This window comes from Streptomyces mesophilus, from assembly GCF_011044995.1.
Classification (GTDB): domain Bacteria; phylum Actinomycetota; class Actinomycetes; order Streptomycetales; family Streptomycetaceae; genus Streptomyces; species Streptomyces mesophilus.
Genome location: NZ_JAAKZW010000043.1, coordinates 1 through 24,632, shown reverse-complemented (window position 1 = coordinate 24,632; position 24,632 = coordinate 1). Strand labels below are relative to the sequence as shown.

Annotated in this window: 23 protein-coding genes; 20 read left to right on the top strand and 3 right to left on the bottom strand. The window is 70.1% G+C overall.

All coding sequences use genetic code 11. The features are described from left to right. Positions 1 to 55: 55 nt before the first annotated feature. Genes G6045_RS13700 through G6045_RS13685 form a run of 4 tightly spaced genes read left to right on the top strand, consistent with a single transcriptional unit; the run spans position 56 to position 3,800 of the window. Positions 56 to 1,000, top strand: a complete 945-nt coding sequence (locus tag G6045_RS13700) for an ABC transporter ATP-binding protein (RefSeq protein WP_165332205.1) — start codon at positions 56 to 58, stop codon at positions 998 to 1,000. Beyond that, the gene (locus tag G6045_RS13695) at positions 997 to 1,755 is read left to right on the top strand and encodes an ABC transporter permease (protein ID WP_165332204.1); all 759 of its coding nucleotides are present in this window, start codon (positions 997 to 999) and stop codon (positions 1,753 to 1,755) included. The genes G6045_RS13700 and G6045_RS13695 overlap by 4 nt, the downstream gene beginning before the upstream one ends. Before the next feature lie 46 nt (positions 1,756 to 1,801). After that, a complete protein-coding gene (locus G6045_RS13690) occupies positions 1,802 to 3,163 on the top strand; it encodes a sensor histidine kinase (RefSeq protein WP_165332203.1) in 1,362 nt (453 codons plus the stop codon). Continuing rightward, positions 3,150 to 3,800 carry a response regulator gene (locus G6045_RS13685; RefSeq protein WP_165332202.1) on the top strand — a complete coding sequence of 217 codons (651 nt, stop codon included), beginning with the start codon at positions 3,150 to 3,152 and terminating at the stop codon, positions 3,798 to 3,800. The genes G6045_RS13690 and G6045_RS13685 overlap by 14 nt, the downstream gene beginning before the upstream one ends. 7 nt (positions 3,801 to 3,807) lie before the next feature. On the opposite strand, the gene glgX is transcribed toward G6045_RS13685, so the two are convergent. Beyond that, positions 3,808 to 6,048: a glycogen debranching protein GlgX gene (gene glgX / locus G6045_RS13680; protein WP_165332201.1), complete on the bottom strand. Its 2,241-nt coding sequence runs from the start codon at positions 6,046 to 6,048 to the stop codon at positions 3,808 to 3,810. Positions 6,049 to 6,289: 241 nt separating this feature from the next. Here glgX and G6045_RS13675 point away from each other — a divergent pair, with 241 nt between their 5' ends. From G6045_RS13675 to G6045_RS13645, 7 genes are all read left to right on the top strand, one after another. Next, a complete protein-coding gene (locus G6045_RS13675) occupies positions 6,290 to 7,543 on the top strand; it encodes a L,D-transpeptidase (RefSeq protein WP_328707764.1) in 1,254 nt (417 codons plus the stop codon). Positions 7,544 to 7,779: 236 nt separating this feature from the next. Continuing rightward, positions 7,780 to 9,045, top strand: a complete 1,266-nt coding sequence (locus tag G6045_RS13670) for a L,D-transpeptidase (RefSeq protein WP_165332200.1) — start codon at positions 7,780 to 7,782, stop codon at positions 9,043 to 9,045. Between the two features lie 97 nt (positions 9,046 to 9,142). After that, positions 9,143 to 9,910: an enoyl-CoA hydratase/isomerase family protein gene (locus G6045_RS13665; RefSeq protein WP_165332199.1), complete on the top strand. Its 768-nt coding sequence runs from the start codon at positions 9,143 to 9,145 to the stop codon at positions 9,908 to 9,910. Between the two features lie 290 nt (positions 9,911 to 10,200). Beyond that, the gene (locus G6045_RS13660) at positions 10,201 to 10,704 is read left to right on the top strand and encodes an ATP-binding protein (RefSeq protein WP_165332198.1); all 504 of its coding nucleotides are present in this window, start codon (positions 10,201 to 10,203) and stop codon (positions 10,702 to 10,704) included. A gap of 70 nt (positions 10,705 to 10,774) precedes the next feature. After that, positions 10,775 to 12,322, top strand: coding sequence for a choice-of-anchor I family protein (locus G6045_RS13655; RefSeq protein ID WP_165332197.1), 1,548 nt, complete (start codon positions 10,775 to 10,777; stop codon positions 12,320 to 12,322). Between the two features lie 393 nt (positions 12,323 to 12,715). Then, entirely contained in the window at positions 12,716 to 13,480 is a 765-nt protein-coding gene (locus tag G6045_RS13650; protein WP_408056330.1) for a polysaccharide deacetylase family protein, read from the top strand. After that, positions 13,477 to 14,676, top strand: a complete 1,200-nt coding sequence (locus G6045_RS13645; protein ID WP_165332195.1) for a YncE family protein — start codon at positions 13,477 to 13,479, stop codon at positions 14,674 to 14,676. The genes G6045_RS13650 and G6045_RS13645 overlap by 4 nt, the downstream gene beginning before the upstream one ends. 106 nt (positions 14,677 to 14,782) lie before the next feature. Here G6045_RS13645 and G6045_RS13640 read toward each other — a convergent pair whose 3' ends face one another. Beyond that, entirely contained in the window at positions 14,783 to 15,424 is a 642-nt protein-coding gene (locus G6045_RS13640; RefSeq protein ID WP_165332194.1) for a GNAT family N-acetyltransferase, read from the bottom strand. Positions 15,425 to 15,505: 81 nt separating this feature from the next. On the opposite strand from G6045_RS13640, the gene G6045_RS13635 reads away from it, so the two are divergent. From G6045_RS13635 to G6045_RS13605, 7 genes are all read left to right on the top strand, one after another. Next, entirely contained in the window at positions 15,506 to 16,420 is a 915-nt protein-coding gene (locus G6045_RS13635; RefSeq protein ID WP_165332193.1) for a helix-turn-helix domain-containing protein, read from the top strand. Between the two features lie 65 nt (positions 16,421 to 16,485). Then, positions 16,486 to 16,701: an EF-hand domain-containing protein gene (locus tag G6045_RS13630; protein ID WP_165332192.1), complete on the top strand. Its 216-nt coding sequence runs from the start codon at positions 16,486 to 16,488 to the stop codon at positions 16,699 to 16,701. Between the two features lie 273 nt (positions 16,702 to 16,974). Further along, positions 16,975 to 17,961 carry a PstS family phosphate ABC transporter substrate-binding protein gene (locus G6045_RS13625; RefSeq protein ID WP_328707763.1) on the top strand — a complete coding sequence of 329 codons (987 nt, stop codon included), beginning with the start codon at positions 16,975 to 16,977 and terminating at the stop codon, positions 17,959 to 17,961. After that, positions 17,958 to 18,908 (top strand): phosphate ABC transporter permease subunit PstC, encoded by a 951-nt coding sequence (pstC, locus tag G6045_RS13620; protein ID WP_165332191.1) that lies wholly within the window; start codon positions 17,958 to 17,960, stop codon positions 18,906 to 18,908. The genes G6045_RS13625 and pstC overlap by 4 nt, the downstream gene beginning before the upstream one ends. After that, a complete protein-coding gene (pstA, locus tag G6045_RS13615) occupies positions 18,908 to 19,810 on the top strand; it encodes a phosphate ABC transporter permease PstA (RefSeq protein ID WP_165332190.1) in 903 nt (300 codons plus the stop codon). The genes pstC and pstA overlap by 1 nt, the downstream gene beginning before the upstream one ends. A 35-nt stretch (positions 19,811 to 19,845) precedes the next feature. Beyond that, a complete protein-coding gene (gene pstB, locus G6045_RS13610) occupies positions 19,846 to 20,694 on the top strand; it encodes a phosphate ABC transporter ATP-binding protein PstB (RefSeq protein WP_165332189.1) in 849 nt (282 codons plus the stop codon). A gap of 60 nt (positions 20,695 to 20,754) precedes the next feature. Further along, the gene (locus G6045_RS13605) at positions 20,755 to 21,450 is read left to right on the top strand and encodes a winged helix-turn-helix transcriptional regulator (protein WP_165332188.1); all 696 of its coding nucleotides are present in this window, start codon (positions 20,755 to 20,757) and stop codon (positions 21,448 to 21,450) included. A 15-nt stretch (positions 21,451 to 21,465) separates the two neighbouring features. Here the strand turns inward: G6045_RS13605 and G6045_RS13600 are convergent, their stop codons facing one another. Then, positions 21,466 to 22,722, bottom strand: a complete 1,257-nt coding sequence (locus G6045_RS13600; protein WP_165332187.1) for a saccharopine dehydrogenase family protein — start codon at positions 22,720 to 22,722, stop codon at positions 21,466 to 21,468. Positions 22,723 to 22,841: 119 nt separating this feature from the next. Between G6045_RS13600 and G6045_RS13595 the strand changes: the two genes are divergently transcribed. Both G6045_RS13595 and G6045_RS13590 read left to right on the top strand, forming a co-directional pair. Further along, on the top strand, positions 22,842 to 23,636 hold the full coding sequence (locus tag G6045_RS13595; RefSeq protein WP_165332186.1) for a TetR/AcrR family transcriptional regulator: 795 nt from the start codon (positions 22,842 to 22,844) through the stop codon (positions 23,634 to 23,636). Then, positions 23,633 to 24,244, top strand: a complete 612-nt coding sequence (locus G6045_RS13590) for a class I SAM-dependent methyltransferase (RefSeq protein WP_165332185.1) — start codon at positions 23,633 to 23,635, stop codon at positions 24,242 to 24,244. Before G6045_RS13595 ends, G6045_RS13590 begins: the two co-directional genes overlap by 4 nt. Positions 24,245 to 24,632 lie beyond the last annotated feature (388 nt).

Below are 24,632 nucleotides of genomic sequence, written 5' to 3'. Positions count from 1 at the left end.
CGGTCGAGCGCGATAGGCGATGTCCGCGAGGGCCCCGCACCGCGACCGTGGAGCCATGCCCCTCATCGAAGTCGCAGACCTGCGCAAGGCCTACGGAGGCCGCCCCGCCGTCGACGGTGTGAGCTTCACCGTCGAGGAGGGCGAGATCTTCGGCATCCTCGGCCCCAACGGCGCCGGCAAGACCACCACCGTCGAATGCGTCGAGGGCCTGCGCGTCCCCGACTCCGGCCGGGTACGCGTCGCGGGCCTCGACCCGGTGGCCGACCACGACCAGGTCACCCGCATCCTCGGCACCCAGCTCCAGGAGAGCGAGCTGCAGGCCAAGCTCACCGTGCGCGAGGCCCTCGAGCTCTACAGCGCCTTCTACGAGCGCCCGGCCGACTGGCGTGCGCTCGCGGAACGTCTCGGCCTCACCGAGAAGCTCACCACCCGCTTCGCCAAACTCAGCGGGGGCCAGAAGCAGCGCCTGTCCATCGCGCTCGCCCTGATCGGGGGCCCCCGGGTCGTGGTCCTCGACGAGCTGACCACCGGACTCGACCCGCGCGCACGGCGCGACACCTGGCAGCTGATCGAGGAGATCCGCGCCTCGGGCGTCACGGTCCTGCTCGTCACCCACTTCATGGAGGAGGCCCAGCGCCTCTGCGACCGGATCGCCGTGATCGACCGGGGGCGGGTGGCAGCCCTCGACACCCCCTCGGGCCTGATCCGCCGCGCCTCGGGCTCGACGGTCATCTCCTTCACGCCTTCGCGCACCCTCGACCCCGCCGACCTGGCCGGACTCCCGGGCACCGCCTCGATCAGCACCGACGGGCGCGACGGCCGGCTCACGGTGAACGGCACCGACGAGACCGTCAACGCCGTGATCACCCTGCTCGCCCGCCACCACATCACCGCCCACCAACTGCGCGTATCCGACGCCACGTTGGACGACGCGTTCCTGGACCTCACCGAAACCGACAGCGCACCGTCCGGCACCGACCTGAAGGGAGCCTCCGCATGAGCGCCCTCGCCCTCTCGCCGGCCACCGGCGCCGTACTCAAGGCGGAGTTCACCCTCTTCCGCCGCGAACCCGGCTCCATCTTCTGGATCATGGTCTTCCCGACCGCCCTGTTCGCCCTGCTCGGCTCCATCCCCAGTTTCCGCGAGGTCGGCGAGTCCATCCCGGGCCTCAGGCTCGTCGATGTCTACGTACCGATCGCGATCCTCACCGCCCTGCTCATGGCCTGCCTCCAGGCCATGCCCCCGGTGATCACCGGCTACCGCGAGCGCGGCATCCTGCGCCGGATGTCCACCACCCCGGTCCGCCCCGCCTCGGTGCTCTCCGCGCAGATGGCGCTGCACGGCGTCGCGGCCCTGGTCTCCGCGGTCCTCTCGGTGCTGGTGGGCAAGTTCGTCTTCGACGTGGCGCTCCCGGAGCAGTTCTTCGGATACGTGGTGGCCCTCGGCCTCTCCGTCACCGCGGCGCTCTCCCTCGGCGCCCTGCTCTCGGCCGTCTCCCGTACGTCCAAGGCCGCGAACGCGGTGGGCGCCGCGGCCTTCTTCCCGATGATGTTCAGCGCGGGCCTGTGGATGCCGGTGCAGACCATGCCCGACGCCCTCGCCCGGACCATGGAGCTGCTCCCGTTCGGCGCCGCCGCCCAGGCGCTCGGCGAGGCCGCGGCCGGCGACTGGCCGAGCTGGTCCCACCTTGGCGTCCTCGCCCTGTGGTCGGTGCTGCTCACCGCCGCGGCGACCCGCTGGTTCCGCTGGGAGTGAGGGGAGTGCTTCGGTGAGCGCGGCACCGTCCGTGCAGACTGAGGGCATGACGGGGAAGACGGGCGGGGTCACGGAATCCGGATCCGGCCGCACCGCCGCCGACGCGGCCGCCGCCCTCGTCGAGGAGCGCTGGCGTCCCGTGCACCGCTACGGCGCCTTCGTACTGCTCGGCGTCGGATTCGTGCTGTCCGTCGCCACGGCCGACGCGGTGGGCATGGACCGCACCGACTGGTACGTCCTCCTGGCGCTCAGCGCCGCCGCCCTCGTTCTGCAGCTGTGGTGGGTCCGGGCGGAGCGCACCCGGCCGGGCCCGTCCGCTGCGGGCGTCTTCTGCTACTGGGTGCGCTGGGCCCTCGCGTTCGTGCTGACCTGGATCAATCCGTTCTTCGCGTTCTTCGCGGCTGTCGGCTACTTCGACGCGGACCGGCTGCTGCCGCCCCTCCTGCGCAAACCCGCCCTGTTCGCCTCGGTCGTCGTCGTGGCCGGGTCCCAGTCGGGCGGCCTGCCGCCCCGCGACCCCCTCGGCTGGATCGTGTTCGGCGCCCTGATCGCCGTCAACATGACTCTGGTCGGTGCGATGGGCCACCTCCAGGCCAAGGAGGATGAGCACGCCCGCGTCCAGGCAAGGACCATCCGGGAGCTGGCCGAGGCCAACACCGCCCTCCAGCAAGCCCTCGACGAGAACGCCGCCCTCCACGACCAACTCCTCGTCCAGGCGAGGGAAGCGGGCGTCGCCGACGAGCGCCGCCGGCTCGCCGCCGAGATCCACGACACCATCGCGCAGGGCCTGACCGGCATCATCGCCCAGCTCCAGGTCGTCGCCAACACCGACGACCGGGCCCTGGCCCGCGTTCACCTCGGCCGCGCCGCCGACCTCGCCCGCTCCAGCCTCGGCGAGGCCCGCCGCTCGGTGCACAACCTCGGACCGGCCGCCTTGCAGGACCAGGGCCTGGCGGAAGCCCTGAAGCAGACGGTGGCGGAATGGTCCGCACGTACGGGCGTACGCGCCGAGTTCACCGTCACGGGCACCGCCGAGCCCCTGCACGACGAGATCGAGGGCACCCTCGTACGGATCGCGCAGGAGGCCCTGTCCAACACGGCCCGGCACGCGGCCGCGACCCGGATCGGCGTCACGCTCTCCTACATGGACGACGAAGTGGCCCTGGACGTACGCGACGACGGCGCCGGCTTCGACCCCCTCACCATCCCGCAGCGCTCCGGTTCGGGCGGCTTCGGCGTCGACGGGATGCGGGCCCGGGCCGAACGCGTCGCCGGCGCCGTGGAGATCGAGTCCGAGCCGGGTCTCGGCACGGCGGTCTCGGCGCGCGTCCCCCTCGTACGCAAGGACGTTGCCGGTACGGACCGTGCGGCCGGTCCCGTACCGTGGGGCCACCATGACCAGCACTGACGCGACGATCACCCTGCTCATCGTGGACGACCATCCCGTCGTACGGGACGGCCTGCGCGGCATGTTCCTCTCGGCGCCAGGCTTCGAGGTGCTCGGCGAGGCCTCGACCGGCGAGGAGGCCGTCGCGCTCACCGCCGGGCTCGACCCCGACGTCGTCCTGATGGACCTGCGGATGCCCGGCGGCGGGGGAGTGGCCGCGATCGCCGAGCTCGCACGGACCGGCGCCCGTGCCAAGGTCCTGGTCCTCACCACGTACGACACCGACTCCGACACGCTCCCCGCGATCGAGGCGGGCGCGACCGGCTATCTCCTCAAGGACGCCCCGCGCGACGAGCTGTTCACGGCGGTACGCGCCGCCGCCGAGGGCCGCACGGTCCTCTCGCCCGCGGTCGCCTCCCGCCTGGTCTCCCGGGTGCGCACCCCCGCCCCGACACCCGGCGAGACCCCGCTCAGCGCCCGTGAGCGCGAGGTCCTGACCCTGGTCGCGCGCGGCACCTCCAACCGCGAGATCGCCCGCGAACTGTTCATCAGCGAGGCCACGGTCAAGACTCATCTCACCCATCTGTACGCCAAGTTGGGCGTGAAGGACCGCGCGGCCGCGGTCGCGACGGGTTACGACCGCGGCATCCTCGGCTGACCGCCGCTCAGTCCGCCACCCGGTAGAGCAGCACGCAGCGGGCCGGCACCGTCACCACCGTCCCCGCCTCGTGGAGCGTGCCGGGAGCCCCCGCCTGGTCCTCGCTGTTGGTGTCCAGGACCAGTTCGTACGCGGTGGCCCACGGCGGACCCGGCAGCGTGAAGCTCACCGGGCGGTCCCCGGCGTGCAGGACCACCAGGAAGCTGTCGTCCGTCACCGGCGCCCCGCGTGCGTCGCGCCCGGGGATGTCGCGCCCGGACAGATACATCCCGAGTGTCGCGGCCGGCGCGTACCAGTCCCGCTCCGTCATCTCCGCGCCGTGCGCCGTGAACCAGGCCAGATCCCGCAGCCCGTCCGCCGAGTGCGCCCGCCCCGAGAAGAACGAGCGGCGGCGAAGGACCGGATGCTCGTGCCGCAGCCGGATCAGCCGGGAGGTCAGCTCGAACAGGGCCTTCCAGCCCGGCTGTTCGAGCAGCGCCCAGTCCACCCAGCTGGTCTCGTTGTCCTGGCAGTACGCGTTGTTGTTCCCGCCCTGCGTACGCCCCAGCTCATCGCCCGCGACCAGCATCGGCACCCCGGTCGAGAGCAGCAGCGTCGTCAGCAGATTCCGCAGCTGCCGGCGCCTGAGCGCCTGGATCCGCTCGTCGTCGCTCTCGCCCTCGACCCCGCAGTTCCAGGCCCGGTTGTCGTCCGTGCCGTCCCGGTTGCCCTCGCCGTTGGCCTCGTTGTGCTTGCGCTCGTAACTCACGAGATCCCGCAGCGTGAACCCGTCGTGCGCGGTGATGAAGTTGACCGACGCGTACGGCCTGCGCCCGCCCCACGCGTACAGATCACTCGACCCGGAGAGCCGGTATCCGAGATCCCGCACGTCCGGCAGCGCACCGCGCCAGAAATCCCGTACGGCACCGCGATAGCGGTCGTTCCACTCCGTCCACAACGGCGGGAAAGACCCGACCTGATAGCCGCCGGATCCCACATCCCACGGCTCGGCGATCAGCTTCACCCGCCGGAGCACCGGATCCTGGGCGATCACCGCGAGGAAAGGCGAGAGCATGTCGACATCGTGAAAGGAACGCGCGAGCGCGGCGGCCAGATCGAAACGGAAACCGTCCACGCCCATTTCCGTCACCCAGTACCGCAGGGAATCGGTGATCAGCCGCAGCACATGCGGCTGCACCACATGCAGCGTGTTCCCGCAGCCCGTGTAGTCCGCGTACCGGCGCGGGTCGCCCTGGAGCCGGTAATAACCCCGGTTGTCGATCCCGCGCAACGAAAGCGTCGGCCCCAACTCGCCCGCTTCCGCCGTGTGGTTGTAGACCACGTCGAGAATGACCTCGATCCCGGCGTCGTGCAGCGACCGCACCATGTCCTTGAACTCGCCCACCTGCGCACCGGTCGTCGCACCGGCCGCATATCCCGCGTGCGGCGCGAAATAGCCGATCGAGTTGTAACCCCAGTAATTCCTGAGGTCCCGCTTCAGCAGATGGTCCTCATGCGCGAACTGGTGCACCGGCAGCAACTCGACCGCCGTCACCCCGAGCCGTACGAGATGGTCGACCGCCGCCGGATGCCCGAGCCCCGCATACGTACCGCGCAATTCCTCCGGAATCCCCGGATGCCGCTTCGTGAAGCCCTTGACGTGCAATTCGTAGATCACCGAGTCCGCCCAGGGCGTTTTCGGCCGCCGGTCCTCGGCCCATTCGTCGGGACCGTCGTCATGGACAACGATTCCCTTGGGCACGAAAGGCGCCGAATCACGGTCGTCGCGCACGGTGTCCGCGACGTGCTGCTCCGGCCAGTCCCGCATATGCCCGTACACCTCGGCCGCCCGGCCGTAGATGCCGTAATCACCGTCCACTGCCCGTGCGTACGGGTCGAGCAGCAGCTTCGCCGGATTCCAGCGCGCGCCCGTCCAGGGATCCCAGCGCCCGTCCACGCGATAGCCGTAGCGCTGCCCCGGCTCGACCCCGGGCACGAACCCGTGCCAGATCTCATGGGTCAGCTCGGTCAGCGGACACCTTGTCTCGCGCCCCTGCTCATCGAAGAGACACAGTTCCACCGCCTCTGCGCCGCCTGCCCACAGCGCGAAGTTGGTGCCGGCCACACCGTCGGGACCGGTCCGAAAGCGCGCGCCGAGCGGCGTCGGCGCCCCCGGCCGGACCGGCCGTGTGGGCAGCGGGCTCTCCCGTCCACGCCGCGTGGCCCCGCGTATGCCGGTGCCGCCAAGCAGTTCGTCCGCCCGTGTCATCCTCTCCGCTGATTCCTGACGTGGTCCTTGTCGTGCCCCTTGCCATGCCTCTTGCTCGGGTGCCCTCGACACCTGTCAGCCTCCCGCGGCTCAGCGGTACTCAGCGCGAGGCCGCCCGGCGGTCGCACGGCGTCCCGGCCGCGGTTCCGTCCGTAACGTCCTCGCTGTCTCCCCCCAGTTGTGCCCCCAACCGGCCCCGCACTCACGTTTCCCCAGGAGGGGGCGCGTCGTTGGGGACAACGTGAGACAAAACGACAGGGGCGCCGGCGCCGGCCGGGCCCGGCGCGCGGTGCAGGCCCTGACCGCCGCCGTGATCAGCATCGGTCTGCTCGCCGGGTGCTCGGCGGACGGCTTCCGGCTCGACGAGATGCTCGGCAAGGGTGAGACCGAACCGATCCGGGTGAGCCCGCAGCACGGTGAGCGCGGAGTACGGCCCGAGGAGGGCATCGAGGTCAAAGTACCCAGCGGGCGCCTGGAGACCGTGAAGGTGGTCAAGTACCAGGACGCACAGGAGTCCCCGGTGCCCGGCCGGATCTCCGAGGACGGCCTGCGCTGGACCCCGGACGACCACCGGCTCGCGCTCGCCGCGAAGTACGAGGTGGACGCGGTGGCCCTGGACGGCCACGGCCGCCGCTCGGCCCGGCACACGACCTTCACCACCTACGTCCCGGACGAACGCTTCGTGGCGTACGTGAAGCCGGAGAACCGTTCCACCGTCGGCACCGGCATGATCGTGTCGCTCGACTTCAACCGCGAGGTCGAGAACCGGGCGGCCGTCGAGCGCGCGGTGAAGGTGACGGCCCAGCCGCCCACCGACATCGTCGGCCACTGGTTCGGCACCGACCGCCTGGACTTCCGTCCCCGCGACTACTGGAAACCGGGCACGAAGGTCACGGTCGATCTGCATCTGCGCGACGTCGAGGCGGCGCCCGGCATCTACGGACTCCAGCACAAGACCTTCGCCTTCACGGTCGGCCGCAGCCAGGTCTCCCTGGTGGACGCCGCGGAGCACACGATGGAGGTACGCAGGGACGGAGAGCTCCTGTCCAAGGTGCCGATCACGGCCGGAGCGCCCAAGACCACCACGTACAACGGGAAAATGGTCATCACCGAGATGCTCGAGGTGACGCGCATGAACGGCGCGACCGTGGGCTTCACGGACTCCGACGGCAAGGGCGAATACGACATCAAGGACGTCCCGCACGCCATCCGCCTCACCACCTCCGGCACCTTCCTGCACGGCAACTACTGGGCCTCGTCGTCCACCTTCGGCCGCGACAACGTCAGCCACGGCTGCGTCGGCCTGCGCGACATCAAGGGCGGCAGCGCGGAAACCCCGGCGGGCTGGTTCTTCGACCGCTCCCTGATCGGCGACGTCGTCGAGGTCACGGGCTCCAAGGACAAGACGGTCGCACCGGACAACGGCCTCGGCGGCTGGAACATGTCGTGGCAGAACTGGAAGAAGGGCTCGGCAATCAGCCCCTCCGGCGTTTGAGGAGATCCGAACGAAGTTCGGATGCGGGGGCCCGGGGGCAAAGCCCCAGGTTTCGGGAAGGGGCGGGGTGGGGGAAAGAAATCCCCACCCCGCCCCGTCAGTTGGGACGGAACAGTGACAACCCGAGTGAGCCACCCCACAAGCCCGTGTGATAACCCTTGCGCATAGGTGCGCGACGAGCACGCGCGCAGCCAGGGGAGCGGGCCTGACCAGGCCATGCGAGGGGAGAACGACAGGTGAACGGGCGACCGATATCGGGGGCATCGGTTGATGCACGGCGACACCGCGCCAGAGGCCGGCTGGCCCTGATCACGGGCGCACTGCTGCTCGCGGTCACCGCTTGCGGCGGCGGCGGCGGAGACGACGGCGGCGGCGACAAGGACAAGAACAAGGCGGGCTCGGACAAGGCGAAGGCCAACACGCCTTCGGTCGCCGTGGTCGACATAGCCCCCAAGGACGGTGCCAAGGACGTCGCCACGAGCGGCGCCCTGAAGATCACCGCCGACAAGGGCAAGCTCACCGACGTCAAGGTCGAGGACACCAAGGGCAGGGCGATCCCCGGCGAGATAGCCAAGGACGGCGCCAGCTGGAAGCCGGAGAGCCATCTCGCCGCCTCCACGAAGTACAAGGTGCACGCCACGGCCAAGGACTCCGAAGGCCGTGCGTCCGCGAAGGACATCAGCTTCACGACCCTCACCCCGAAGAACACCTTCGTGGGTCACTTCACGCCCGAGAACGGTGACAAGGTCGGCGTGGGCATGCCGGTCTCGCTGAACTTCACCCGCGGCATCACCAAGCCCGACGCCGTCGAGGACGCCATCGAGGTCACCGCCGACCCCGCCGTCGAGATCCGGCACAAGTGGTACGGCAACGACCGCCTCGACTTCCGCCCCGAGGAGTACTGGAAGCCCGGCACCAAGGTCACCGTCAAGCTCAACCTCGACGGTGTCGAAGGCCGCCCGGACGTCTACGGCTCGCAGGTCAAGTCCATCACCTTCACCATCGGCCGCTCGCAGGTCTCCACGGTCGACGCCAAGTCCAAGAAGATGACGGTGGAACGCGACGGCAAGGTCGTCAAGACCATCCCGATCACCACCGGCGCCCCGGCCACCCCCTCGTGGAACGGCCAGATGGTCATCACCGAGAAGCACAAGGTGACCCGGATGAACGGCGCCACGGTCGGCTTCACCGACAGCGAGGGCGAGGGCGAGTACGACATCAAGGACGTGCCGCACGCGATGCGTCTGTCGGCCTCGGGCACGTTCATCCACGGCAACTACTGGGCGAGCTCCTCGACCTTCGGTTCCGCCAACGTCAGCCACGGCTGCGTCGGCCTGCGCGATGTCCGCGGCGGCTACGACGGCAAGACGCCCGCCGCCTGGTTCTACGACCAGTCGATGGTCGGCGACGTGGTCACCATCAAGAACTCCAAGGACGACACCATCGACTGGTTCAACGGCCTCAACGCCTGGAACCTGGCATGGGACAAGTGGGAGAAGTAGCCCTCGAGTAGTCTCCCGCCCCTGACGCGACCGTGGGCCCGGTGCTGTGACCAACAGCACCGGGCCCACGTGCGTGAACGGCCGCTAACCTCCGTACATGACCGTCTCTCTCGAAGTCACCGCAGGTGTGGGCACGATCCGTCTGGACCGCCCGCCGATGAACGCTCTCGACGTGGCCACCCAGGACCGTCTCAAGGAGCTCGCCGACGAGGCCACCGCCCGTGACGACGTACGGGCCGTCGTGCTCTACGGCGGCGAGAAGGTGTTCGCGGCCGGTGCGGACATCAAGGAGATGCAGGCGATGGACCATGCCGCGATGGTCCTGCGCGCCCGCGATCTGCAGGACGCGTTCACCGCCGTCGCCCGTATCCCCAAGCCCGTCGTCGCCGCCGTCACCGGCTATGCGCTCGGCGGCGGCTGCGAGCTGGCCCTGTGCGCCGACTACCGCATCGCCGCCGACAACGCCAAGCTCGGCCAGCCCGAGATCCTGCTCGGCCTGATCCCGGGCGCCGGCGGCACCCAGCGCCTCTCGCGCCTGATCGGCCCGTCCCGCGCCAAGGACCTGATCTTCACCGGCCGTATGGTCAAGTCCGACGAGGCACTCCAACTCGGCCTGGTCGACCGCGTGGTGCCCGCCGCCGAGGTCTACGAGCAGGCGCACACCTGGGCCGCGAAGCTGGCCCAGGGCCCGGCCATCGCGCTGCGCGCGGCGAAGGAGTCGGTCGACCGCGGCCTGGAGACCGACATCGACACGGGCCTCGCCATCGAACGCACCTGGTTCTCGGCCCTGTTCGCCACGGAGGACCGCGACCGCGGCATGCGCAGCTTCGTCGAGGAGGGCCCGGGCAAGGCGAAGTTCGTCTGAGCGTCAAGTCGCCGCAGGGTGCGCCGAGTTGACGCACAGGAGGGTGAGCGGTGGCCGCCGCTCACCCTCACGTCCGGCTTATGTCAACCTTAAGAGCGTCTTAAGGCTGCCTTGGCCAGAACTCTGGGTGATCTCTTGAGAGCGGGGTGTCATCGCAGGTCACACCCGGCGTCATCGCACCTTAAGTGCCTTAGGCATATGCCGAATGCGCCCTGCGGAACCATCCATTCCGCGATGTGACTTCTCGCGTAAGGGCTCCAACAGGCCCCGCCTGAGGCCATGATGGGGGCATGGCGGGGCTGGAGAGCAGCGAACAGACACGGCGACACGGCGGCGTGACCGTGTCCCGGTGGTCTCCTGCCGTAGAGGACGAACGGGCCCTGAAAGCCCTGGAGTTGTTCGGTAACCCGACCGAGGACGAAGTCCCGCTGCCCTCCCGGCCCGAGTCGGCCGGCACGGCACGCCGGCTCGCCCAGATCGTCGTCCTGCGCCACTGGGGCCTTTCCCCTCAGGTGGCCGAAGCGGTCGTGCTGCTCGTCTCCGAACTCGTCGGAAATGCCGTACGGCACACCGGAGCCCGGGTGTTCGGCTTACGCATGCTGCGCCGGCGCGGCTGGATCCGGATCGAGGTCCGCGATCCCTCGCGCGGACTGCCCTGTCTGATGCCCGTCCATGAGATGGACACCAGCGGCCGCGGTCTCTTCCTGGTCGACAAGCTCTCCGACCGCTGGGGCGTGGATCTCCTGCCGCGCGGCAAGACCACCTGGTTCGAAATGCGGATCGCCGACCGCTGACCACCGGCCAACCCCCTGAGCATCACCCGCAGTTCCCCTCCGGTTCAGCCATCGCCTGCACGATGCGCCCATGCGAATCACCCGGCGCGCGGCCCGCGTCTCCCTGGCCGCCCTTCTCGTCTCGTCCCTCACCGCCGTGGCGTCCCCCGCCGGCTCCGCCCCCTCCGCAGGGCACAGGGATCGCGGACACGGCCGGCACATCGAGCTCAGGCATCTGTCGACGTTCACCTCGGCGGCCGCCGAGATCGTCGCGTACGACAAGACGTCGCGGCGTGCCTTCGTCACCGGCGCCGACACCCTCACGCTCGACATCGTCGACGTCCGCGACCCCGAAACCCCGCGCCGGGTGCGGACCGTCGACCTCTCCGCGTACGGCGACGGTGCGGTCACCAGCGTCGCCGCGTACGACGGGCTGATAGCCGTCGCCGTCGAGACCGCCGAAGCCGCCGAACGCGGCAAGGTCGTCCTGATGCGCCCCGACGGCGAAGTACTGCGCGCGCTGCCCGCCGGCCACGGCCCCGACATGGTCACCTTCAGCAAGGACGGCGACACCGTCCTGGTCGCCAACGAGGGCGAGCCCGGCGGCTACGCACCCGGCGACACCGACCCCGAGGGCAGCGTCACCCTGGTCGACCTCGCGCGCGGCTGGCAGCGCGCGAGCACGAAGACCGCCGACTTCCGCGCGTACAACCACCGCCGCCTCGGCGCGAGCGTGCGCATCAGCGGGCCCGGCGCGAGCGTCGCGCAGGACCTGGAGCCGGAGTACATCACCGTCGACAAGCACTCCCGCAAGGCGTACGTGACCTTGCAGGAGAACAACGCCGTCGCCACCGTCGACCTGCGCACCGGCAAGGTCACCGACCTCGCGGGCCTCGGCCACAAGGGCCACTCCAAGCCCGGCAACGGCCTGGACACCAGCGACAAGGACGGCGCGATCAACATCGCCACGCGCCCGCTGCTCGGCGTCTACATGCCGGACGCGGCCGCCGCGTTCGAGCGCCACGGCCGTACGTACTACGTGGTCGCGAACGAGGGTGACGCGCGCGAGTACGGCGATTACGAGGACCTCACCCGCCTCGCCGACCTCGACCCGGCGCTGCTGCCCGAGGGCTTCGACCCCGCGCTGCTCGACGACAAGGCGATGGGCCGCCTCGACGTCCTCAACTCCACGCCCGCCAAGCCCGGCGGCCCGCTCTACGCGCCCGGCGGGCGGTCCTTCTCGATCCGTGACACCGAAGGCCGCCTCGTCTGGGACAGCGGCGATCTCCTCGAGCAGCTCACCGCGAAGATCGACCCGGCCAACTTCAACGCCGAGGGTGAGGGCGACTGGGACAAGCGCAGCGACAACAAGGGCCCCGAGCCCGAGGGCCTGACGGTCGGCGAGATCGACGGCCGTACGTACGCCTTCGTCCTCCTGGAGCGCACCGGCGGAGTGATGACCTTCGACATCACCGACCCGCGCGCGCCCCGCTTCAAGGGCTGGACGCGCACCGCGGGCGATGCCTCACCCGAGGGCGTCAGCTTCGTCCCGGCGGCTGCCTCGCCCACCCGTGAGCCGCTGCTGCTCGTCGCGAACGAGGGCAGCCAGACGACCTCGACGTACGAGATCACGCGCTGACGTAAGGCCGCGGACATGCAGAAGCCCCCATCGCGCCGGGGGTGACGGCTTCTAGGGGGCTTCTGCGTGCACCGCGGATCCTCGGGGGGTGTGATCCGCGGTCGTATGGCGATTGCTCGGGTCAATGGGCATCGCGTGCCTCCGACTATGGCAGACGGGCGGTCTCCAAGCCAAAGGTCCTTACTCGGACAATCCCTACCAAACATGAACGATTCAAAGATTAATCTTTGGTGATCTGGAGCACTGACCTTGTAAACAGCGGCTAAATAAGCGCTGTGCAAACGCTTTGGCGGCGCGAGGGGATGGGTGTGGGCTCCGGGAGGGGCGACCCGCGACAGTCCCGAATTGGGTCAATCATTACCTTTTATGCGATAGCCCCTTTAAATGGGCGGCGTGACCACCGACCGCCGCGGTGCTCTGCGCGCCGCAGCCCTGCTCGCCCTCGCCGGCCCGCTCGCCACCGCCTGCTCGGCCGACGGGCCGGACCGCGCACGGGCGCCCGAGCCCCGGCCCTCGGCGCCGCCCCCGGCGCCCGGACCGCGCCGCTTCCCGGGGCTGCCCGCGCAGATCGAGCACGGCCCACGGAACAATCCCCGCGTCGCGCTCACCTTCCACGGGCAGGGCGACCCGAAGATCGCCCGGCAGCTGCTCACCCAGGCGGAGAAGGCCGGCGCCCGTGTCACCGTGCTCGCCGTCGGCAGCTGGCTCGACCGCTATCCGGAGCTCGCCCGCCGCATCCTCGACGGCGGCCATGAACTGGGCAACCACACCCTGCGCCACCTCGACATCAACCAGCTCTCCGAGGCCGAGGCGTTCGCCGAGATCACCGGCTGCGCGGACCGCCTGCGCCGGCTGACCGGTTCGATCGGCACCTGGTTCCGGCCCTCCCGTACGCAGCACGCGAGCCCGCTCGTACAGAAGCTGGCCCGCCGGGCCGGCTACCCGCACGTCCTGTCGTACGACACGGACTCCCTGGACTTCACCTCGCCCGGCGCCCAGGCCGTGGTCCGCAACAGCACCTCCACGGTGCGCGGCGGATCCGTGGTGAGTCTGCACTTCGGGTACGCGGACACGGTCGCCGCGCTCCCGGCCGTCCTGGAAGAACTCGCCCGCCGCGAACTGACCGCGGTGACCACCACGGAGCTGCTGACCTCATGAAACCTCTCGCCCGACCTCTCACGAAGAGAACCCGCCTGCTGGCCTGCGGTGTGCTCGCCGCCTCCGTCGTCCTCGCGGCCTGCGGCTCGCCCGAGCAGTCCGTCCACGAGAAGTCCGCCGCACAGCAGGCGGCGCTCAAGCCGGCCGGGCCCAAGCCGGTCTACGGGCTGCCCGGGATGCCGCCGGTGGAGAACCCCAAGGACATCTACGCGGCGAACCGGGCGGGCAACCTCTCGCCGTTCATGAAGACGGTCAAGGAACGGATCTACGTCCCGAACACCAACTCCAACACGGTCTCGGTGATCGACCCCAACTCCTTCCAGGTCGTCGACACCATCGAGACCGGCACCCAGCCGCAGCACGTCGTGCCCTCCTGGGACATGAAGACCCTCTGGGTCAACAACAACCGCGGCCACACGCTCACCCCGCTCGACCCGCTGACCGCCAAGCGCAAGGCGCCGGACGTCGAGGTGCACGACCCGTACAACCTCTACTTCACGCCCAACGGCAAGAGTGCGATCGTGATGGCGTCGCTCGACCGCGAGATCGTCTTCCGCGATCCGCAGACGATGAAGCGCCAGCACACCGAGCCGGTGAGCTGCTACGGCGTGAACCACGCCGACTTCTCGCTCGACGGCCGCTACTTCATCGTGTCCTGCGAGTTCTCCGCCGAACTGCTCAAGGTCGACACGGAGAAGATGAAGGTCGTCGGCCAGATGAAGCTGCCCTTCGAGGGCGCGATGCCACAGGACGTGAAGATCTCGCCGGACGGCAAGACCTTCTACATCGCCGACATGATGGCGCACGGCATGTGGGTCCTGGACGGCGAGAAGTTCACGACGCCGAAGCTGATGCCCACCGGCAAGGGCTGCCACGGCCTCTACATCTCCCGCGACTCCAAGGAGATGTACGTACCCAACCGCGGCGAGGGCTCGATCTCGGTCTTCGACTTCGCCCAGAACAAGCTCACCAAGAAGTGGTGGCTGCCCGACGGCGGCTCCCCGGACATGGGCGGCGTCTCGGCGGACGGCAACGTCCTGTGGCTGTCGGGCCGTTACGACAACGAGGTGTACGCCATCGACACCCACAGCGGCGTCCAGCTGGCCCGTATCCCGGTCGGCGGCGGCCCGCACGGACTCGCGGTCTATCCCCAGCCGGGCCGCTACTCCCTTGGCCACACCGGAATCTTCCGGTGACCCTCGGCTGACCCACTGAAGGTCCCGGAGACCACCGGGCGCGGGCGCTACTCGGAGGCGCCCGCGCCCGGTTCTGTCTCTTGTACGGGGGCTTTGTACGGGGGCGTCACGGCGCGAAGAACAGCACCTCCGAGGCCACCGCCTTGTACCCCGCCGCCTGGAACGTCCGCACACTGCGCGCATTGCCCGGCGACTGCTGCGCCCACAGCACCGCATCCGCCGGTACGAGATGACGCGCCGCGACCGCAAGCTGCCGGCCGAGCCCCCGGTGCCGTACGTCCTCGTCGACCTCCACCGACACCTCCCAGCGCCCCGCGAGCCCGCGCCCGAGCGCCAGCAGACCGCCGTCGGTCGTCCACACGCGCACGTCGTCGCGGCGCTTGCGGGCGTACGCCACCCGCGGGTGGTCCTGGTCCTCGATCTCCCGCAGCGGGAGCGGGAGTTCACCGCTCAGCGGTGTCGCCACCGTCATCAGATCGATGGTGTCCGTGCGCCGGCCCGTCCGCTCCATGAACGCCGCGAGGAAGCGCGGGTTCATCGTGGCCGCGAGGGCGTCGCAGTCCATGGCCGCGAGCGTCTCGCGCACCCAGTCCGGGTCCTCGTCGGTGAACACCACCGAGTGGGCCGTGAACGCGAGGACACCCGCGTCCCGCGGGTTCGGCTGCGGCAGGATCGTGGTCGTGCCGTCCGGTGCGGGAAACCGGCCGGCCGCCGCGGCGGCGAGTACCTCGGCAAGTGCGCTGCTCATCTTCGTACCCCCACGTCGAAGCAAACCCTGTCGAAGCAAACCCTTGAGTCTCCACCCACTGGAAGGCACAGACTCTCCTTCATGATCCACGACGGCCCGGAGCTGCTCACCATCGGGCAGCTCGCCCGCCGCACCGGACTCCCGGTGCGCACCATCCGCTACTGGTCCGACGCCGGCGCGCTGCCCGTGGTTGACCGCTCCGAGGGCAACTACCGGCTCTACGACGCCGAGTCCGTGGCCCGCCTCGAACTCATCCGCACGCTGCGCGACCTGGGCCTCGGCCTGGACGACGTACGCGCGGTGGTCGCCGGGGAGATCACCGTGGCGCAGGTGGCGGCGCGGCATGTGAGTGCGCTCGACGCGCAGATCCAGAGCCTCAAGGTGACCCGGGCCGTGCTCGCGACCGTCGCCAAGCGCGGTTCGACCGCACAGGAGATGACCCTGATGAACAAGCTGGCCCGACTGAGCGCCGCCGAACGGGCGCGCATCATCGACGAGTTCACCGCCGAGGTGTTCGGCGGGCTCGACACCACCGACCCCGACATCCGTACGCGGCTGCGGTTCGGCATCCCCGATCTGCCGGACGATCCCACGGCCGGGCAGGTCGACGCCTGGGTGGAGCTGGCGGAGCTGCTGCAGGACCCCGAGTTCAGGGGCGCGATGCGCAAGGTGATCGAGTTCAACGCGGCGGGACGTACCGCCGAGACCCCGGCCGGCAGCTCCCTGTGGTTCATGAGCCGGCTCGTCCACTTCGCGGGCGAGACCCGCCGCCGTGGTGTGGCGCCCGACTCGGAGGGGGCGCGCGAGGTGCTCGGTGAGCTGCTCGGGGACGCGGACCGGGCCGCGGTCCTGGCGCTGATCCGGTCGGCGAGCGCGGCCCGGGTGTCCCGGCTGCGGGAGCTGATCGCCCAGGTGCAGGGGATGGAGACGGCGCCGGACTACCGGGAGGAGTTCAGCTGGGTCGTGGCCGCGCTCGAGGACGAGCTGTCCCGCTGACGGGGACGTATGACCGGGTAGTTAATCTGACCGGGTCAGTTCAGCACCAAGAAGGGGTGGAAGGCATGGCCGACATCGAGGCGGCACGCGCGCAGTTCGACCGGATCGACTCGGATGGTGACGGTCTGATCACCGCCGCGGAGTTCAAGAGGGCGCTCGCTCAGGGCGGCGACTGGAACGTCACCGAGTCGGTCGCCCAGGCCGTCATCAACGCCAAGGACATCGACGGCGACAAGAAGCTCTCCTTCGACGAGTTCTGGGGCCACCTCAACAAGGCCTGAGGCACCTCGCGCGCCGGTGCCCCGCGGGGGTGCACCGGCGCGCTTGTCCTGTGCCCCTGACGCCCCAACTTCCCCGCTTATCAAGGCAGTTCACGCCTACGAGATCCAGCTCGCCATTCGAGCGCCCGCGTTCATATCCTTCCGCGCCCGCGTACACCGCGCGTTCACCGCCGAGGACTTCCATCCATGGTGTCCTGACCGCGAGCCCACCCCCACAGGGGCGCCGGTCCACGCCGCCGGGCGGCTGCCCGGCCGACGCGAGGGTCGTTACTCGTGAACACTTCCACTGCGCTGCGCCGGGCCAGGACTCCGCTGGCCCTCACCGCCGCCGTACTGCTCGCCGCGACCGCCTGTGGCGGAGAGGACGCCGGAGGCGGTGGCGGCGGCGACGGCAAGGACGGCGCCCTGAAGGGCAATATCCGCATCGACGGCTCGTCCACCGTCGCCCCGCTGTCCTCCGCCGCCGCCCAGCTCTTCCAGGCCGAGAACTCCGGGGTCAAGGTCACCGTCGGCACCTCGGGCACCGGTGGCGGCTTCGAGAAGTTCTGCGCCGGCGAGACCGATATCTCCGACGCCTCCCGTCCCATCAAGGACGAGGAGAAGTCCGTCTGCGACGGAAAGAAGATCGGGTTCGAGGAGTTCCAGGTCGCCAACGACGGCCTCTCCGTCGTGGTCAGCAAGGAGAACGACTGGGCCGAGTGCCTCACCGTCGACCAGCTCAAGAAGATCTGGGAGCCCAAGTCGAAGGTGAACAACTGGAACCAGGTCGACTCGAAGTTCCCCGACGAGAAGCTCGAACTCTACGGACCCGGCACGGACTCGGGCACCTTCGAGTACTTCACCGAGGCGATCAACGGCGAGGACGGCGCGTCGCGCACCGACTACTCGCCGAGCGAGGACGACAACGTCATCATCCAGGGCGTCTCCGGCTCCAAGGGCGGCCTCGGCTACTTCGGCCTCTCCTACTACGAGGAGAACAAGGACAAGCTGAAGCTGGTGCAGGTCGACGGCGGTGACGGCTGTGTCGAGCCCACCACCGAGACCGTCCAGGACGGCACGTACAAGCCGCTGTCCCGGCCGCTGTTCATCTACCCGAAGGCCAGCTCGCTCGACAAGCCGGAGGTCGAGGCGTTCGTCGAGTTCTACGTCGAGAAGCACGCCGAGATCGCCGAGAAGGCCCTCTTCGTCCCGCTGAACACAGAACAGGAGACCCAGCTGAAGGCGGCGCTCGACAAGCTGCGTGAACAGCAGAAGTCATGAGCGTCCCTCAGCAGAGGCCGCGGTCCGCTTCGGGAAGCCCCGGCTTCCTGAAGCGGTCCCAGCCGCGCTACGGCGAGAAGGTCATCAAGGTCCTCCTGGTGGCCGCCGCGCTCGTCTCGGTCCTGACCACCGTCGGGATCGTGATCGCGCTCGTACCGCCGACCAGCGACTTCTTCGGCGAGGTCGGCCTCGGTGAGTTCCTCACCGGCACCGAGTGGTCGGCCCTGTTCAACCCGCCCGAGTTCGGGGTGCTCCCGCTGGTCGGCGCGACCCTGCTCATCACCCTGATCGCGCTGGTCGTGGCCGTGCCGCTGGGGCTCGGTGCGGCGATCTACCTCAGCGAGTACGCGAGTTCCCGTACGCGGACGGTCTTCAAGCCGGTCCTCGAAGTGCTCGCCGGTATCCCGACCGTCGTCTACGGCTTCTTCGCGCTGAAGGCGATCACCCCCTTCCTGCGCGACAACTGGTGGTTCGACCAGCCCCCGCAGATCTTCAACGCCCTCTCGGCCGGCTTCGTCATGGGCATCATGATCATCCCGACGGTCGCCTCGCTCTCCGAGGACGCGATGGCCGCGGTGCCGCACGCCCTGCGCGACGGCGCCTTCGCGCTCGGCTCCTCGCGGATGCAGGTCTCCACGCGGGTCGTCTTCCCGGCGGCCCTGTCCGGGATCGTGGCCGCGGTCGTCCTCGGGATCTCGCGCGCCATCGGCGAGACGATGATCGTCGCGATCGCCGCGGGACTGCGGCCCCAGCTCTCCTGGAACCCCCTCGAAGGCATGCAGACCATGACCGCCTTCATCGCGGCCGCCGGCATCGGCGACGTCCCGGTCGGCTCGACCGGCTACAAGACCATCTTCGCGGTGGGCTCGCTGCTCTTCGTGATGACGCTGGTGATGAACCTGATCAGCATCCGTCTCGTCCGCAAGTACCGGGAGGTGTACGAGTGATGGCCTCCTCCGTCCTCGAGCACGACGCCCCACCCGGGGTCCCGCGCCTCAAGGGCCGCGGCACACCGTGGCGCGAACGGTTCTTCCGCCTGAGCCTGTGGACCTCGCTCGCGGTCGGCGTGATCTTCCTCGCCGGCCTGCTGATCTACGTGGTCTACGAGGCGTGGCCACGCCTGGACTCCCGTATCTGGACGAACTTCCCCGACATCATCGACCCCACCAACGCCGGCGCCCAGTCGGCCATCATGGGCACGATCTGGGTGATCGCGTTCACCGCGCTCTACTGCCTGCCGACCGGCATCCTCGCGGCGATCTACCTCGAGGAGTACGCCGATCCGGAGCGCTGGTGGAACAAGCTCATCGAGATCAACATCCAGAACCTCGCCGCCGTGCCGTCGATCGTCTACGGCATCCTCGGACTCGGCGTGATCTCCCGGGGTCTTGGCTTCGGCCAGACCGTCCTCACCGCGTCCCTGACGCTCTCGCTGCTCGTCCTGCCCATCGTGATCATCGCCTCGCGCGAGGCGATCCGGGCCGTACCGCAGTCCATCCGCCAGGCCTCCCTCGCGCTCGGCGCCACCCAGTGGCAGACGATCCGGCTTCAGGTGCTGCCCGCGGCCGTACCCGGCATGGCGACCGGCTCGATCCTGGCCCTGTCACGGGCGATCGGTGAGGCGGCACCCCTGCTGCTGCTCGGCGGGCTGACCTTCATCACCTTCAACCCCACCGGAGTGCAGAGCCAGTTCACGGTCCTGCCGATCCAGATCTTCAACTGGATCAGCCAGTCGCGCGCCGAGTTCGTCTCGCTCGCCTCCGCCGCGATCGTGATCCTCCTGGTCATCCTGCTCGCCATGAACTCCCTGGCCATCTGGCTGCGCAACCGCTACGCCCGCAGGTGGTGAGCGCCATGTCTCCCACGCCTTCTCTGGAGCCCGACATGCCCCCTCCGTCCGACCCTCCCGGCGGCACCCGCACCCCACAGGTCTCCTACCGCCAGGCACGCCCGCTCGCCGGAGCGGTCTTCGAGGTGGGCGGCCTTTCGGTCTTCTACGGCGACCACGAGGCGGTGCGCGACGTCAACCTCTCCATCGGGCACCGCCAGATCACCGCGATGATCGGGCCGTCCGGCTGCGGCAAGTCCACCGTCCTGCGCTGCTTCAACCGGATGAACGACCTCATCCCGCACGCCCGCGTGGCCGGCAAGATCCACTACCACAGCGAGGACCTGTACGGCCGCGAGGTCGACCCGATCGAGGTGCGCCGCCGTATCGGCATGGTCTTCCAGAAGCCCAACCCGTTCCCCAAGTCCATCTACGACAACATCGCCTACGGCCCGCGCGTGGGCGGCTTCAAGGGGAACCTCGACGACCTCGTCGAGGAGACCCTCACGCACGCGGCCCTCTGGGACGAGGTCAAGGACAAGCTGAAGACCTCGGCGCTCGCGCTCTCCGGCGGCCAGCAGCAGCGGCTCTGCATCGCCCGCACCATCGCGGTGCAGCCGGAGGTGATCCTGATGGACGAGCCCTGCTCGGCCCTCGACCCCATCGCCACGGCGAAGATCGAGGACCTGATGGAGAAGCTCGCCGAGGAGTTCACGATCATCGTCGTCACCCACAACATGCAGCAGGCGGCGCGGGTCTCGCACCGCACGGCCTTCTTCACCGCCGATGTCGACGACAAGGGTGAGCGGCACGGCAGGCTCATCGAGTACGACGAGACGTCCCGGATCTTCTCCAACCCCTCGGACAACCGCACGGAGGACTACATCTCCGGCCGGTTCGGCTGAGTGATCTGCTCAACTGCCGTTCCCAGCACGGTACGTGGCCCGTCCGAAGGAGGACCACGCGTGACCCCCGATGCGCACGCCGGCGGCACCCGGCCGCCCGATCTGCTGCTCGCCGACCCGGACACCGCGCTCGCCACCGCGGCGGCCGCCCGCTTCGAGGCGGCGGGCGTGGCGACGGTCGTCTGCCACGACGGCGCCGAAGCCCTGCTCCAGGCCGGCGCGCGCCGCCCACGCGCCCTGCTGCTCGGCGCACCCCTGCCGGTGGTGGACTGCGCGCGGGTCACGACGCTCGTCGCCCGGCTGCACCCGGTCCCGGTGGTGGTCGCGGCCGGTGCGGACGGTGCGGTGGAGGCCACCGCCGCGCTGGCGGCGGGTGCGGTGGCCTACGTGGCCCGCCCGTACCGCACCGAGGAGATCATTCCGCTGCTGTCCTTCGGCCGCGCGCCCGCGCCCTTGGTGGTCGGCGACATCGAACTGGACCCGGAGGGCTTCCACGTACACGTGCGCGGCACCCGACTCAGGCTTCCCGTACGGGAGTTCATGGTTCTGCGCTATCTGATGGAGCACGTGGGCCGGGTCGTCCCGCGCGCGGAACTGACCCGGGCCCTGTGGGGCACGGACACGCTCGACAGCAACACCCTCACGGTCCATGTCCGCCGCGTACGCAACAAGCTCCAGGAGGCGGGCGGGTCCTGCACGATCGATGCGATACGGGGGATGGGGTACCGGCTCGAGGTGGCGCGGGTCAGGCGGTGAGGCGCCCCGTCGTGCTCAGATTTCCTCGCGCATCCCCCACGGCGAACCGTACGCGGTGAGCAGGTCCAGGAACGGCTGAGGCGACAGGGCCTCCGGGCCGAGCACGCCCGAGCCCTTCCAGACACCGCCGGCGAGCAGTTCGAGGGCGATGACCGGGTTGACGGCGGTCTGCCAGACCACGGCCTGGGAGCCGTACTCCCGCATCGACCACTCGTTGTCGACGACGTGGTACAGATACACCTCGCGCGCCGCCCCGTCCTTCGTGCCCTTGACCCAAGTGCCCGCGCAGGTCTTGCCCTTCATACGGTCGCCCAGAGTCGCCGGATCCGGCAGACAGGCCGCCACCACGTCGCGCGGGGAGACCGCGACCGGACCGTCCGGGCCCGGCACGGTGACCTTCGCGGTGGAGTCGAGGCCCAGCTCGTGCAGGGTCTTCAGCTTGGCGATGAAGTCGTCGCCGAGCCCGTACTTGAACGTCACGCGGCGCGCGTCGATCCAGCGGGGGATCAGGAGCACCTCTTCGTGCTCGACGTTCACGCACTCCACCGGGCCGATGCCCTCGGGGAACTCGAAGACCTCCGGCTCGCTGAAGGGCGCGGTGGTGTGCCAGCCGCGGTCCTTCTCGTAGACGACCGGCGGGTTCAGGCACTCCTCGATCGTGGTCCAGATGCTGAAGGACGGGGCGAAGTCGTAGCCCTCGACGGTCAGGTCGGCGCCGTCGCGTACGCCGATCTCCTCGATCTCGTCGAAGAGTTGATCGGCCGCGTAACGGGCGAAGACATCCGACAGGCCCGGCTCCACGCCCATGCCGACCAGCGCGAGGCGCCCCGCGGCCTCCCACTCGGCGGCCTTCGCGAACTGCTCGTCGCCGAGCTTCACCCCGCAGTCCTCGTACGGGGTGGTGGCGTGCGGAGCGGACAGCGACATGGCCATGTCCATGTAGTGCGCGCCCGCGGCGAGCGCGGCGTCGAACAACGGCATCACGAAGCGCGGGTCCGTCGCGTTCAGGAGTACGTCGCAGCGCTCGTCGGCGAGGACCTGTCGTACGGCTTCCTGATCCGAGGCGTCGAGGCGGCGTGCGCTGAACCGGCCCTGCTGCCCCTGCCCTTGCTCCTGCCCCTGCCCCTGCTTCTCGTCGAGCGCGGCGACGGCCGCTTCGGCGCGGGACAGGTCGTAGTCCGCCACCACCATGTGCGTCAGGAAGTCGCGCCGGGCCGCGATACGGGTGACGGCGGTGCCCACGCCGCCCGCGCCCACGAGGAGTACACGCATGACCTTGCCTCTCGACGAAAGCTCGCCCCGTGGCGGTCGCCCGGGGGTGACCTGATGCAACGGCACGGGAGGGCTTAACGTCTACAGCGTTGGCATAAGGAGTCGGGAAGGGGCTCGCGGTGGCGAAGAAGGTGGTTCCCGAGGCGGAGCGGCGCAGGCGGCGCCCCACCCGGCAGGGCCAGGTGCTCTCGGAGACGCTCATCGTCGAGACGGCGCTGCGGATGCTGCACGAGCACGGCAGCGCGGGCCTGACCGCCCGCCGCCTGGGCACGGCGCTCGGCGCCGATCCCAGCACCGTGTACCGCTACTTCGCCGGCCTCGACGGTCTGACCCGTGCGATCGGCGAGGAGTTGATGGGTCGGGCCCTGGACACCTGGGCGGCCACGGGGGACTGGCGCGCGGACCTGCGCGCCCTGGGCCTGGCGATCCACGCCTCCTACCTCGCCCATCCGCAGGCGGCCGTCCTCACGGCGAGCCGGGTCACCGGCCGCCCCCGCGAGATCGAGGTCGACGAGACGATCCTCGGCATCCTGCGCGGCGCCGGCTTCACGGACACCGACGCCGTCGCGGTCTACCACGCGTTCATCGACCTGGCCCTCGCCTTCGCCGCGCTCGACGCGGGCGCGCTGGCCCTGAAGGACGAGGCCCGCGAGAGGGACGAGCAGATGTGGACCTCGACGTACGCGCGCCTGCCCGGCACGACCCACCCGCACATCGCCGCGACCGCGCCCCTGTTGGCCGAGCGCATGAACCGCAGCGCCTACCCGACCGTCCTGGGGACGCTGCTCGACGGCGCGGCTGCGCGCCTCGCGGGGGCGCACCGCCGCGGCCGTACCGGGCAGGGCCGCTCGCGCGGCTCCGGGGCCGGGCGGGCGGATGCCGAGGACGCCGAACGCGTACGGTCGCTCTCATGAATCGATGGCAGGAGCTGACCGGAGGCACCTCCGGGGACGAGTACGCCGCACGTTTCGCGGCGCTGGCCCGGAGCGGAAAGGACGTGCACGGCGAGGCGCGCTTCTGCTCCGCCCTGGTGCCGGTCGGGGCGCGGGTCCTCGACGCCGGGTGCGGAACGGGTCGCGTCGCGATCCGGCTGGCGGAACTCGGATACGACTGCGTCGGGATCGATCTCGACGCCTCGATGCTCGACGTGGCGCGGGCGCAGGCGCCGGAGCTGACGTGGGTGCGGACCGATCTCGCCGCGTTCGACCCGGCCCTGCTGGGCATCGCCGCGGACTTCGACCTCGTGGTCGCCGCGGGCAATGTCTTCCCGCTGCTCGCCGCCGGGACCGAGGCGGCGGTGACCGCGCGCCTGGCCGCGGCGCTGCGCCTGGGCGGGCTCCTGGTCGCGGGCTTCGGCCTGGACGCCGCTCATCTGCCGGTGCCGCCCGGTCTCACGGTGGAGCAGTACGACGGGTACTGCGCCGCGGCCGGCCTCACCCGCGTCGGCCGGTTCGCCACCTGGGACGGCGACGCCTACGAGGGTGGCGGATATGCGGTCAGCGTCCACCGGGCCGGCACCTGACAGGGCTTGGCGGACGGGTCCGCGCGGGCGCGGGCTGGCTGACTGGCTGAGCCACCGAGCCGCTCGGCCACTGGTTGGCTGGCTGGCTGAGCCACCGAGCCACCGAGCCGCCCAGCCGCGGGCTGGCTGACTGGCTCAGCCACTGGGCCGCTGGGCCACCGAGCCGCCCAGCCGCGGGCTGGTTGAGTGGCTCAGCCACTGGGCCGCTGGGCCACTGAGCCACCCAGCCGCGTGGCCACTGGCTGGTTGAGTGGATCAGCCACCGAGCCACCGACCCCGCTCAGCCACTGGGCCGCTGGGCCACCGAGCCGCCCAGCCGCGGGCTGGTTGAGTGGCTCAGCCACTGGGCCGCTGGGCCACTGAGCCACCCAGCCGCGTGGCCACTGGC